This is a genomic window from Sphingomonas sp. ASY06-1R (assembly GCF_052180265.1).
Lineage (GTDB): Bacteria > Pseudomonadota > Alphaproteobacteria > Sphingomonadales > Sphingomonadaceae > Sphingomonas_I.
Genome location: NZ_CP197464.1, coordinates 3427101 through 3439974, shown reverse-complemented (window position 1 = coordinate 3439974; position 12874 = coordinate 3427101). Strand labels below are relative to the sequence as shown.

The window sequence follows — 12874 nt, the reverse complement described above, 5'->3', positions numbered from 1 at the left end:
GCGGCGCTGGCCTCCAGCCTTCAAGTCACGCGCGGACGTAAGGCAAAAAAAGGGCGGCCCGTGGGGGCCGCCCTTGATCTTGTCAGCCTTAGGCCAGGCTTAGGCGTTGGCGGGGCGGGGATCGCCCCAGCCGCCGGGCCGACGGCTCTTGGGGATTGCGGAGGCGCCCGCCGAGAGCGCCCGGGGCTGCCGCTTGTTATTATCCTCGCGGCCGATTTCCTCGCCCTTGATCGCGCGCTTGGCTTCTTCGCCATTCAGCGTTTCGAACTCCAGCAAGGCTGCCGCCAGATGATGGAGCTCGTCCAAGTGATCCGTCAGAACCTGGCGGGCGGTTGCTTCGCCCTCCTCGACGATCCGGCGCACTTCCTGGTCGATCATCCGTGCCGTATCTTCCGACACGGTCTGGCTGCGCGACACCGAATGGCCGAGGAACACTTCATCCTGATTGTCGCGATAGCGCAGCCAGCCGAGCTTCTCGCTCATGCCATATTCCATCACCATCGAGCGGGCCATGTCGGTTGCCTGCTGGATATCGTTGGACGCCCCGGTATTGAGCTCGTCGGCACCATAGATAAGCTGTTCCGCAATGCGGCCGCCGAAGCAGAGCGCGAGCCGCGCCTTCATCTGCTTCATCGTCATCGAATAACGGTCACGCTCGGGCAGGTTCCAGGTCACGCCCAGCGCGCGGCCGCGCGGGATGATCGTCACCTTGTGCAGCGGATCGCAGCCTGGAACATGCAGCGAGACCAACGCATGGCCCGCTTCGTGATAGGCGGTTGCGCGCTTCTCATCCTCGGTCATGACCATGGATTTGCGCTCGGCGCCCATCATGACCTTGTCCTTGGCTTCCTCGAACTCCTTCATCGCGATCAGGCGCTTGCCCTTGCGCGCAGCGAGCAAGGCCGCCTCGTTGGCAAGGTTGGCGAGATCGGCGCCGGAGAAACCGGGCGTGCCGCGCGCGATCGTGCGCGGCTCGACATCGGGGGCGAGCGGCAGCTTCTTCATGTGGACGGCGAGGATCTTCTCGCGGCCTTCGATATCCGGACGCGGCACCACCACCTGACGGTCAAAGCGGCCCGGACGCAGCAATGCCGGATCCAGTACGTCGGGACGGTTGGTCGCGGCGATGATGATGATGCCTTCATTCGCCTCGAAGCCATCCATCTCGACCAGCAGCTGGTTCAGCGTCTGCTCGCGCTCGTCATTACCGTTGCCGAGGCCCGCGCCGCGATGGCGGCCGACCGCATCGATTTCGTCGATGAAGACGATGCAGGGCGCGGACTTCTTGGCCTGTTCGAACATGTCGCGCACGCGGCTAGCGCCGACGCCGACGAACATCTCGACGAAGTCGGAGCCCGAAATCGTGAAGAACGGTACCTTGGCCTCACCCGCAATGGCGCGGGCGAGCAAGGTCTTGCCGGTGCCGGGGGAGCCCACGAGCAGCGCGCCCTTGGGGATCTTGCCGCCGAGCCGCGCGAATTTGGTCGGGTCTTTCAGGAAATCCACGATCTCCTGCAGCTCCTCGCGCGCTTCGTCGATGCCGGCGACATCGTCAAAAGTGACGCGGCCCTGCTTCTCGGTCAGCATCTTCGCTCGGCTCTTGCCGAAGCCCATCGCGCCCGAGCCCGCATTCTTCTGCATCTGGCGCATCACGATCCAGCCGATGCTGACCAGGATCAGGATCGGCATCGCCTGCACGAGGATATATTGCCAAAGGCTGGCCTGCTCCTGCGGGCGGCCGCGGACGGTCACGCCCTTGTTCGTCAGGCGCTGCGTCAGTGTCGCGTCGGGAATGGAATAGGTTTTGAAGGCCGTGTCGTTGGTATATTTGCCGGTAATGACGCCGTCTGCGACTTCGGCTTCCTTGACGGTGCCGTTGTCGACCGCCTTCAGAAAGTCGGAATAGGCCACGCTTTCGCCGGCGCCACCCTTGCTGCTGCCCTCGAACAGCGACACGACCAGGACGATCGCCAGCAATATACCCAGCCATACAGCCAGATTTTTCACCAGCGGGTTGCCGGTCTGCGGTTCCTTGTCGTCCTTCATGGTCGGATCAGCCTTTCGTAGGCAGCTAAAATAGGCATGCGCGGGTTAATGGCAATGGAACAGCGTGGATCAGTGCGATCGACGAGGCGGCGCCTCCCGAAAATGCCAGATATTACCCTTGGCCCAGGCGACGACGATAGACTGTGTCGCCGACCCACCCGTCTCCAGCGCGTCCAGTAAAGGCTCGATATTGCTGGAATAACTCCAGCTGCCGGCCTCGCGATCGCTCTCTTGGACGATGGCGTCGATCGCGAGTCGGGCAATGTAGCGTTTCACGCCGCGCGGTAGCCCCGTGACATCGAAGCGCGATTCGCGTTCGGGCGCGTCGAGTGCGCGACTCTGCCAAAGCCACCGACTGATCTCGAAAAGGTCGCTATCGATCGCCGCCATATTTTCGGCGGTTCTGCCGATCTGGACGGGGTCGATCCAGGGCGCTTCTCTCAACCAGGCACGGAACCGCGCGCGATCGAAGCGCGGGTCGCTGTTGCTGGGGTCATCGATCCAGGGGAGCCGCATCGTCTCGGCCACCGACCGCAACTCCGCGCGGCGCCAGCGCAGCAATGGGCGCAGCAATGTCAGCGGGCGACGTGTCAGGGTGACCATCGCCCCGTCCGCATCCGGCTCAATCCGCGTCGCTTCGGTCCCGATATCGGTTTCCACCCGCGCGCGTACCGCTGCCAGGCCGGATAGGCCCGACGCCCGGGCGGCACGCATGAGGAAAGTTTCGGCCTGATCTTCGGCATGATGCGCCGTGCACAATATGGCTGAATCCGCATCGACCGCCCATCGTTTCAGCCGCAAATAGCGTTCCTGACGCGCCCAGGACTGGACATTATCGCCGGCGGATGGCGGCGATTCGATCGCGAAAATGGCGTGCGGCACCCCCATTTTTGCGCATGCGCGCGCCACCATGACGGCTTCTTGCGCGGATTCAGGCCGCAAACCGTGATCGATCGTGGCCGCGATTACGCGGGCCGGGAAGGCCGCCGCGGCCAGACCGAGCATCGCCATGCTGTCCGAGCCACCCGAAACAGCCAGCGCAATCCGGTGATCCGCCGGCCTATTGGCGCCGACAAGCCGGCTATAATCCGCCTGGAACCGCGCAATCAGTGGGTCGAGCGCGGTGTCCATCCTATCATTTACACTTGGCTTCGGTGCGTGCGGTGGCAACCTTGGCCTTCAACGAGGCGTCGATCTTGTCGCCATAAGAGGAGGTCAGCTCGGCATAGACCCGGCAGGCATCGGTCGGCTTTTTCAGCGCGACCAGCGACTGGCCCAGGAAATAGAGGCTGTCGGGCGCCCGTTCACCGCGCGGATTGGTGGTGTAATTGGCGGCGAAAGCCTCGGCGGCGCGGGCAGGCTGGCCATCGTCGAGATAGGCGCGGCCCAGCAGATTTTGCGCGTAGCTTGCGCGTTTGTGCTTGGGATATTTCTTGGCGACCGCCGCCAGCATGGCTTCGGCTTGCGGATACTTCTTCTGCGTCCACAGCCGATATCCCGCCATATAGGCATCTTCGGCCGGGTCGGCGCTCGCCGAGGGGCTGGCGCTGGCGGTATCGGCGGTATCGTCCGCCGTCGCGGCGGCCGGCTTTGCCGGCTTGGTCGTGCTCGCGGGAGTCCGATCGGGGGCCGTATCGGGCTTGGCTCGGGCCGGTCCGGCGCTTCTCGGCGGTGCGACAGGCGCGCTATCATCGTCCGCCACCGGCGGTGTAGCGCCAATAGCAGGCGCGGGCGCGGCGGCGGCCTCCAGCGTTTTCAGGCGGACGCTGAATTCCTGGCGGTCCTGCGCGGACTGTTGCGACAGCAAATCCAGCCGATGCTCGTCTTGCTCCACCTGCCCGGTCAGCTGCGCCACCGAGCGCTCCAGCGCATCAAGCCGGGCGGTCAATTCGTTGATCGGCGTTCCGGCGGGGTTGCCGACCGTCGTACGCACCTCGGGTGCCGCGATTTCGGGTTGCTGGAATGCCGCGTCGCCGCCTGGGAAGACTTTGCGCTGCACGGCCTTCAGCTGTCGTTCGACCCGATCGACGCGCTGATCGAGCGACGATGAAGGCTCGGCGGCAAAGGCGGGCACGGCGGCGCTCGCGAGCAGGGCGGCGAAAACAATACGAAGGCGGGTCATGCAAGCTCCGGGAATGGCTGTGCCTGCAAGCATAGCGCAGGCAGCGCTGAGGAGAAGCGGGTTGCGATCGTCAGACCGGACCCGCAGCATTTTCTACCGGCGTCGGCGTGGGCCCGGCAGGCGGTGGAGTCGTCCCGGCAGGCGCTATGCGTGCCAGCAGATCGGGCGCCTTCAGCGATATATTCTTCGCCATTCTGTCCGGATCCCCGACTGGCGGGATCGCGGTCTGGCCGACCATGATCGACGTTGCGCCCGGGCGACCCGTCGTCAACAGGGGCGCTGTGGCGTCGGCCGGAACCTGGAAGCGATCGCCGGGATGCTGCACGCCCAGAAACAGGGTTTTGTCGCCATCGGAGACCTTGATCCACACATCTTGGGTGGCGCTGATGACCACCGGTCCGTCGGTTGCTGCAGGGGTCGCCGCTGTCGGTGCAGGGATAGGCAATTGTCCCGGCGCCGGACTTTGCGCGGATGGCGCTGGCGCATCGGATGCGGCCGCCGCGATCTGCGAAGGCTGTTCCGCGCTGCCGCGCCAGTAAAGATACCCAAGCGCCACGATGATCGCCGCCACCAGGGCCAAGATCGCGAGCCCGACCGGGGGCGTCCGCCGTGGATCGGCCGGCTCATACGGCAAAGTTTGAATATGTGCGGGCCCTGTTCGGCCAATCTCCGCACGGAACTGCGTGGCGAGCTCGGCGCCATCCAGGTTCAAACGCCGGGCAAGGGTTTTGATGAAGCCGACGCTGTACGTCGCGGCAGGCAGTCCTTCATATTGGCAAGCCTCGATCGTGCGTAAATGCCGCAGCGGAATACTGGTGGCCGCCGCCATCTCCTCGACGCTCAGGCCCTGAGCCTCCCGCGCGATACGCAGTTGCTCACCGACCGGCGGCACGGGCCCATTTGCGGAAATTTCGTCTTCGCCGTTCACCCAATCTCCCCCGGCTGGCGGACGAAATACTCTCGTATATTCGTCGCATAGTGGCGGCAAATGCCCATTTTGCAACGCGTTTTAGCTAATTCGTACCCCATTGGCCTTAGCCCACTGCTGCAGCGCGCCGCGTGTGTCGCGTCGGGGTGCGGCGAGCAGTTCTGTCATTGCGGTACGCAGAGCCGGAAGGTCGAGCGATCGGACCATCGCCTTCACCGGGCCGATTGCGGCAGGCGTAATCGAAAGCCGCTCGATACCGATGCCAATCAGGGCCATCGCCTCCAGCGGCTTGCCGCCCATTTCGCCGCAGATGCCCACCGGTACCTGTGCGGCGTTACATTGCTCGACCACGCGCGCGATGAAACGCAGGATGGCGGGCGAGAGCCAGTCATAGCGTTCCGCCAGTTTTGGGTGGGCGCGGTCCGCGGCAAACAGAAACTGCGTCAGGTCGTTCGTCCCGATCGACAGGAAATCGAGTCGCGGGAGCAGCATATCCAGCACTTCGGCGAGGGCGGGCACTTCCAGCATGGTGCCGTACCGGATCGCCAGCGGCAGCGGCTTGCCCTTGGCCGCCGCGGCGGTGCGCTGCTTCTCGAACAATGCATGCGCCTCATCGAATTCCCACGGCTCCGAGACCATCGGGAACATCACGTTCAGCGTCTTGCCGGCGGCGGCCGCGATCAAAGCGCCGGCCTGCGCCTTCATCAGCGCGTCGCGTTCCAGCGCCAGGCGAAGCGCGCGCCAGCCCATCGCCGGATTTTCCTCGTCGGCGCTATCCGCATCTGAATTCATGTACGGCAGGACCTTGTCGCCGCCGACATCGACCGTGCGGAAGATGACGGGCTTATCGCCCGCGGCTTCGATCACGTCGCGATACAGGCGCTGCTGACGTTCGCGCTTGGGCAGTTCGGCCGAGACGAGAAACTCGAATTCGGTGCGGAACAAGCCGATGCCGTCGGCGCCGGTCGTGTCGAGCGCGGCGACATCGTCCCGCAGACCCGCATTGACCATCAGCGTGATACGCGTGCCGTCGGTCGTGACCGGCGGCAGATCGCGCATGGCCGCAAATTCGGCACGCCGCTTCTGCCCTAGCACCAGCTTGGTATCGAACGCCTCTTCCATCGCCGCCGATGGGCGCACGGATACGGTGCCCTGGATGGCGTCGAGCAGCACCATGTCGCCTTCGCCGATCGCGCGGCGTGCGTCGCGGACCCGGCCGATCACCGGCACCCCCATGGCGCGTGCGACGATCACGACATGGCTGGTCAGCGACCCTTCCTGAAGGATCACGCCCTTGAGGCGGCGACGGTCATATTCCAGCAACTCGGCCGGACCGAGGTTGCGCGCGATCAGGATCGAATCCTGACGCAGGCCGCTCTGTGCCGCCGTACCGAGCTGACCGGAGACGATCCGGAGAAGCCGATTGGAGAGATCCTCCAGGTCATGCATGCGGTCGGCAAGCAGCGGATCGTTAATCTCGCGCATGCGCATCCGCGTACGTTGCTGAACGCGCTCGATCGCGGCTTCGGCGGTCAATCCGCTGTCGATCGCGGCATTGATCCGGCGCGACCAGCCTTCATCATAAGCGAACATCTTGTAGGTCGCGAGAATGTCCTGATGCTCACCGCCTGCGCCGAATTCGGCCTGGCTCATCATGCGATCGATCTGATCGCGCATCTTGTCGAAGGCGGAATAGACGCGGTGACGCTCGGCCTCGGTATCTTCGGCAACCGTATGTTCCACCACCACGCGTGGCTGATGGAACACGGCCAGACCGGCGCCCATCCCATCGACCAGCCGCAAGCCGGTCAATCGTGCCGCACTGGTATCGCGCGTATCGGCGCCCCGCACCGTCGCTTCGTCGATCAGGCCGGCCCCGGCAATCAGCTCGGCCAGGACCATGGCGACCGTCTGCAAGGCCTCGATCTCGACATCGTCATAGCGTCGCGCCGATTCATGCTGGACCGAAAGGACGCCCACCGCCCGCTCGGCCCGGACGATCGGGACACCGGCAAAGCTGTGATATAATTCTTCGCCCGTCTCGGGCTTGTAGGCGAAGTCCGGGTGGCTAGTGGCTTCGGCCAGGTTGAGCGTCTCATTATGCTCGGCAATGGTGCCGACGAGGCCCTCTCCCAATGCCAGCTTGGTGACGTGCACCGCCGCCTTGTTGAGGCCGCGGGTCGCGAACAGCTCCAGCTCGCCTTCCCGCAGGAGGTAAATCGAGCAGACTTCGCTGTTCAACGCCTTGGCGATGATATCGACGACCTGGTCGAGCTTTGCCTGCGCCTGACCGCGCGATGCCATGACGTCATGCAGCCGCGTCAGTATCTCGCGCGCTGCGGAAGTGGGGGAAGGGGTGCCCATTGAAAAGCGTGGCTACCAGATCACAGGACGAGGTCCAATATGGCGTGCGCCGTATCGGTGCTTTCGCTACGCTTTGTCTAAACAGCGTGCATTTTCAAAATGGTGCGAAGTCGCCGGCCGCTATCGCCGCGCCAGGGCGGCCTCCGCCTCATCCAGCAGGGTCGCGATGATGTCGGTCACCGGCTCTTCCCGGGTGACCATGCCGACCGATTGTCCCGCCATGACGGACCCATGTTCGACATCCCCGTCGATCACCGCACGGCGCAGCGCGCCTGCCCAATAATGTTCGATCTGTAACTGGGCTTCCGCCATCTCGACCTTGCCCTCGTCCAGCAGCTTGGCCACTTCGCGCTGCTTGGCGGTGAAGGATTCACCCCCGGCATTCTTCAGGGCGCGGACGGGGATGACGGGTAGGCGCGGATCGATCTGCACGCTGGCGGTCGCATCCCGGGCCGAAGCGCGGATGAAGGCCTTCTTGAAGTTGGGGTGGGCGATGCACTCGTTCGCGCACACGAAGCGCGTGCCGAGCTGAACGCCGGCCGCACCCATTTCAAGATAGCCGGCAATCGCCTCGCCCCGTCCGATACCGCCGGCGATAAAGACCGGCACCTGCTCGGCAATGGTCGGCAACATCTCCTGTGCGAGGACGCTGGTGGAGACGGGGCCGATATGGCCGCCCGCCTCCATCCCTTCGATCACCAGGGCGTCGACACCGGAGCGGATCAGCTTCTTTGCGAGCGCCAATGCGGGGGCAAAGCATAAAAGCTTGGCGCCCGACCCCTTGATCCGATCGATCGAACCGGTGGGCGGCAATCCTCCCGCCAGCACGACATGCCCGACCTTGTGGCGGGAGCAGACGTCGATCAGTTCGGACAATGCCGGGTGCATCGTGATCAGGTTCACGCCGAACGGCTTGTCCGTCATCGCCTGCGTCGCGGCGATTTCCGCATCCAGAAGTTCGGGCGTCATCGCGCCGCAGGCGATCACCCCGAAGCCGCCCGCATTGGAAATGGCGGAGACGAGGTGGCGTTCGCTGACCCACGACATGGCGCCAGCCATGATAGCATGTTCGGTACCGAGAAATTCGGCGCCGCGGCGCATCAGCGCGTCGGTGCGGCGATGCGAAGCGCCGGCCGCCGCGGTGGCGGGCGATACGGGGGAGGGGCTATCCAGTGTCTGGGCCATGTCGGTCATGGCAGCGCTGTGCCCTGCGCGGCGCGCGCCCGCAAGCGGCGAGGCATTGCGGGCTTCGGTTGCTGGTTGCGATTGTAGTGGCATGACCCGGCCGTCAGGGCCGCGTGGCGCTATCCCAATGCTCGTCGGCTTTTCCGTCAACGAACCGCCACATGTCGAACCAAGTGGTCGTATACCGCTTGGTGGTGTCGGCGGCGTTCATCACCCGGGGATAGGCCACGATCACCAGATCGCCCTCGGCCACGACCGAAACGATGGGCGTTGCCATCCGGGCCGGGATCGGTTTGGCGGTCACCTTCAACGTCTTGGTGAAGAAGTCCACGACACCCGCGCGCCCCGATTTGGCGAGCGGATTATGCTGAATATAGCGCTCGGTCAGATAGCGATCCGCCAGCTCCCAATGCCCCGCCTCCAGCAGGTCCTTCACGATGTGATAGGCCGCCTGCTTGTTGATCTCCAGCTTGGGGTCCGGGCTGTGGAACAGCGCCTCAGCATTGGCGGCTGGTGTTACCGGCTCCTGCGCAGAGGTCTGGCCCGCGGCGAGGAGCACAAGCGCCAAGGCGAGCAGGGAGGAAATCGGCGTCCGCATGGGCATTCCTTTCCCAGCCGAGATCGGCTCAGGCCGCGTCATCCTCCGCATCCAGCCCATAAGCGGTGTGCAGCACACGTACGGCCAGTTCGGTATAATCCTCGTGGATCAGCACCGAAACCTTGATCTCGCTCGTGGTGATGGCAAGCACGTTGATGCCGCGATCGGCCAGTGCCTTGAACATCTGTGCCGCGACGCCGGCGTGGCTGCGCATACCGACGCCGACCACCGAGATTTTGGCGACCGTGCTGTCGCGTACGAGATCCTTGAAGCCGATGACCTCGCGCGCTTTCTCCAACACGTCGGTGGCACGGGCCAATTCGGCGGCGGGCACCGTGAAGGTGACGTCGGTCGACGCGGTCTCGTGCGCCACATTCTGGACGATCATGTCGACATTGATGTTGGCGTCGGCCAGCGGTGTGAAGATGGCCGCGACGGCGCCAGGCCGATCCGGGACCGCGGTCAGCGTGACCTTGGCTTCATTCTTGTCGTGCGCGATGCCGGTGATGAGCTGGCGTTCCATCTTCTGTCCTTCGATTTCGTTTTCGTCCACGATCATCGTGCCGGGGGTGGGATCGTCGCCGGGTGAATCGAACGACGACAATACCTGAACGCGGACCTTTTCCTTCATCGCGAGGCCGACCGACCGGGTCTGCAGCACCTTCGCGCCGACCGAGGCGAGTTCCAGCATCTCCTCATAGGTCACATATTTCAGTTTGCGCGCCTTGGGCACGATCCGCGGATCGGTCGTATAGACACCGTCGACATCGGTGTAGATGTCGCAGCGGTCCGCCTTCATCGCCGCCGCGACCGCCACGGCCGAGGTGTCCGATCCGCCACGGCCCAAGGTGGACACGCGGCCGTCTTCCGTCACGCCCTGGAAACCAGGGATGACCGCCACTTCGCCACCGGACATGGCCTGTCCGATCTTGTCGCTGTCGATCGTCGCGATCCGGGCTGAGGCATGGGCGGCTGACGTGGCGATCGGCAATTGCCAGCCAAGCCAGGATCGTGCCTTCACGCCCATTGCCTGCAGCGTGATCGCCAGCAGGCCGCTTGTCACCTGCTCCCCCGACGCAACGACCACATCATATTCGCGCGGATCGTAAAGCGGGCTGGCTTCCCGGCAGAAATTGACCAGACGATCCGTTTCGCCCGCCATGGCGGAAACGACAACGGCAACCTCATTGCCCTGCTCGACCTCATGCTTCACGCGTGCCGCCACATTGCGGATTCGTTCGATGCCCGCCATCGACGTGCCGCCGAACTTCATCACAATACGTGCCATGAAACGGGTTTCTCGTAATTAAATTGCGGGAAAACGCGGATTCGCGCTCGGCGCGCCTGCTAGCCGCGCAATTTCGTTAAAGCAAGCGGAGCGCTTGGTTCGCATCCAATCTCAAGCTGAGCATGGCACGACTGCCCATTCTGCTGTACGGACTGCGGGCGCCCCGACAATTGCCTTTTGTCCCCATGCTTCGGTCTGATACGGCATCGCGATGAGCAACCCCGTCGCTACGATCGATCCGCTGGAAGCCGCCCATTTCGGGAAGCTTGCCGCGGAATGGTGGGATCCAAAAGGCTCATCCGCCATGCTGCACCGGCTGAATCCGGTGCGCCTCAGCTATATTCGCGCCCGGCTGAACCAGGCCTGGGATCTCGATCCGCGTACGCGCCGTCCGCTGGCCGGCAAGCGGGTGCTGGACGTCGGCTGCGGGGCGGGATTGCTGTCCGAACCCCTCGCGCGATTGGGTGCCGAGGTTACGGGTATCGATGCGGCACCCGAAAATATCGTGGTCGCCCGGGCGCATGCGGCGGAGCAGGGCCTGGAGATCGATTATCGCAGCGGAGAGGTCGAGCAACTTTCAGGCGAGCGGTTCGATCTGGTCGTATCGATGGAAGTGATCGAGCATGTCGCCGATCCCGCAGGCTTTATCACTGCATTGGCAAATGCGCTGGCGGACGATGGCGTGCTGATCCTATCGACTCCCAATCGTACGCCGCTGTCCCGGCTTGCGCTGATCACGATCGGCGAAGGGTTCGGCATGGTCCCACGCGGAACGCACGATCATGACAAATTCCTGACGCCCGACGAGTTGACGACGCTTTTGGACAAGCCCGGCTTCCAGGTGATCGATACGACCGGTCTTTCATTCGATCCACGCACGGGCTTCGTGCTGTCGCCAACCCTGACCTTGAATTATCTGCTGACGGCGCGGCGTCGGTAAGGCCGAACTGCTTCTCCGCTGGCGGTTGAAGACGCTGTCAGGACGCGCTTCATCGGAACAGCCGCCGCCAGCCAGCATAAGCGGCGGCGATTGCGCCACATTGGTTGCAGCTTCCGCAGGACGGATCAAACTCCTGGCGGTCGTAGCGGGCAGACCGCCGCTCTCGGCTTGAGAGCGTGACGATTGCCCGATATCTGCTGCGGTGCAGCAGAGGACCGCATGATGAACCGAATTGAGTGCCTCGATGGCCTGCGCGGGCTGGCCGCTTTGTGGGTGCTCGTCGGTCACTGCATGATCCTGACCGGCTTCTTCCTGCCGATCCTCGGCCAGCCGGACCTGGGCGTCGACCTGTTCATCTACCTGTCCGGCTTTCTGATGGTATTCCAATATAATCAGCGCAAGGCGCGGGAGGATTGGAGCCAGCCCGGCGTCTGGGCAGGCTTCTGGGCGCGGCGCTTTTTCCGCTTGTCGCCGGTCTATTTCACCTTGCTCGCGATCGCGTTGCTGGTGGGTAAGGCAATCTATGCCGATCGGCTCGTCATCGACGCGTTCGTTGGCAATCCGATGCAGGCGCCGGAACGCTATACCGATGGCAGCGCGACCAACATCGCGATGCATCTGACCTATGCGTTCGGACTGATACCCGCTTATGCCTATCGGACGCCTTTGCCCGACTGGAGCCTCGGGCTGGAGATGCAATTCTATCTCGCATTCCCGTTCGTTGTGCTGTTCGCGGCGCGCATCGGCTGGCTGCGCGCGGCTGTTGGCACCGCGATCATTGCCGCGAGCGTCGCCCTTGCGCTGAAGGTGATGCATGTCGCTTTCCCGATGCCGTCTTTTCTGGCGCTGAAAATGCATATGTTCCTGGCCGGGATGCTGATTGCGGCGGCCGGGGAACGGAAGGGGGGCTTTTTGCTGCTTGCCATGCTGCTTGCGGCCATCCCCATCGGCGGTGACCGCACGATCGTGCATCTGCTCACGCGCGAGCTGCTTCTGATCCTGTTGTTCGGCCTGATCCACTGGCGCCATCTTGGCCCGATCGATCGCGCGTCCAGATTGCTCGGCGCGCCGCCATTCCATTGGCTGGGCGAGCTATCGTATGGCGTTTATCTGATCCACCTGCTGATCCTGCACGCGGTCGCCGCCTGGACGATCGCGCGATGGGGGCATGATATTTCCGATGCCTTACGGTTCTGCATCGCCTTCGGAATTGCCGCGCCTCTGGCTTATGCAAGCGCGCTGGTCACCTATGTCCTGATCGAACGCCCCGGACAGAAGCTCGGCAAGATTGTCATCCGCCTTTTTGCCCAGCGCCGGCTGGGCGGGCAGACTCCCGCGGAGGAGATTGCCGCGCCCTGACAGCGCGCGACCACGACATGCGACAAACCGCATCTTCAGCCCGC

10 protein-coding genes are annotated in these 12874 nt (G+C 63.9%); 2 read left to right on the top strand and 8 right to left on the bottom strand.

Annotation, left to right across the window (positions count from 1 at the left end; all coding sequences use genetic code 11):
* Positions 1 to 99: 99 nt before the first annotated feature.
* The 8 genes from ftsH to ACSBM8_RS16080 all read right to left on the bottom strand — a co-directional run bounded on the left by ftsH (position 100) and on the right by ACSBM8_RS16080 (position 10531).
* Positions 100 to 2046, bottom strand: a complete 1947-nt coding sequence (gene ftsH, locus ACSBM8_RS16115; RefSeq protein ID WP_442679009.1) for an ATP-dependent zinc metalloprotease FtsH — start codon at positions 2044 to 2046, stop codon at positions 100 to 102.
* 69 nt (positions 2047 to 2115) lie between these two features.
* Positions 2116 to 3177: a tRNA lysidine(34) synthetase TilS gene (gene tilS / locus ACSBM8_RS16110; RefSeq protein WP_442679008.1), complete on the bottom strand. Its 1062-nt coding sequence runs from the start codon at positions 3175 to 3177 to the stop codon at positions 2116 to 2118.
* Between the two features lie 4 nt (positions 3178 to 3181).
* Positions 3182 to 4168: a tetratricopeptide repeat protein gene (locus tag ACSBM8_RS16105; protein WP_442679007.1), complete on the bottom strand. Its 987-nt coding sequence runs from the start codon at positions 4166 to 4168 to the stop codon at positions 3182 to 3184.
* Between the two features lie 70 nt (positions 4169 to 4238).
* Positions 4239 to 5096 (bottom strand): helix-turn-helix domain-containing protein, encoded by an 858-nt coding sequence (locus ACSBM8_RS16100; RefSeq protein ID WP_442679006.1) that lies wholly within the window; start codon positions 5094 to 5096, stop codon positions 4239 to 4241.
* 81 nt (positions 5097 to 5177) lie between these two features.
* Complete coding sequence (gene ptsP, locus ACSBM8_RS16095) at positions 5178 to 7460, bottom strand: phosphoenolpyruvate--protein phosphotransferase (RefSeq protein WP_442679005.1); 2283 nt, start codon at positions 7458 to 7460, stop codon at positions 5178 to 5180.
* Positions 7461 to 7580: 120 nt separating this feature from the next.
* Positions 7581 to 8561, bottom strand: coding sequence for an NAD(P)H-dependent flavin oxidoreductase (locus tag ACSBM8_RS16090; RefSeq protein WP_442681621.1), 981 nt, complete (start codon positions 8559 to 8561; stop codon positions 7581 to 7583).
* A 187-nt stretch (positions 8562 to 8748) separates the two neighbouring features.
* Positions 8749 to 9243 carry a nuclear transport factor 2 family protein gene (locus ACSBM8_RS16085; RefSeq protein ID WP_442679004.1) on the bottom strand — a complete coding sequence of 165 codons (495 nt, stop codon included), beginning with the start codon at positions 9241 to 9243 and terminating at the stop codon, positions 8749 to 8751.
* A gap of 28 nt (positions 9244 to 9271) precedes the next feature.
* Entirely contained in the window at positions 9272 to 10531 is a 1260-nt protein-coding gene (locus ACSBM8_RS16080) for an aspartate kinase (protein ID WP_442679003.1), read from the bottom strand.
* 211 nt (positions 10532 to 10742) lie between these two features.
* Between ACSBM8_RS16080 and ubiG the strand changes: the two genes are divergently transcribed.
* Both ubiG and ACSBM8_RS16070 read left to right on the top strand, forming a co-directional pair.
* A complete protein-coding gene (gene ubiG / locus ACSBM8_RS16075) occupies positions 10743 to 11471 on the top strand; it encodes a bifunctional 2-polyprenyl-6-hydroxyphenol methylase/3-demethylubiquinol 3-O-methyltransferase UbiG (RefSeq protein WP_442679002.1) in 729 nt (242 codons plus the stop codon).
* 219 nt (positions 11472 to 11690) lie between these two features.
* The gene (locus tag ACSBM8_RS16070) at positions 11691 to 12830 is read left to right on the top strand and encodes an acyltransferase family protein (RefSeq protein ID WP_442679001.1); all 1140 of its coding nucleotides are present in this window, start codon (positions 11691 to 11693) and stop codon (positions 12828 to 12830) included.
* Positions 12831 to 12874 lie beyond the last annotated feature (44 nt).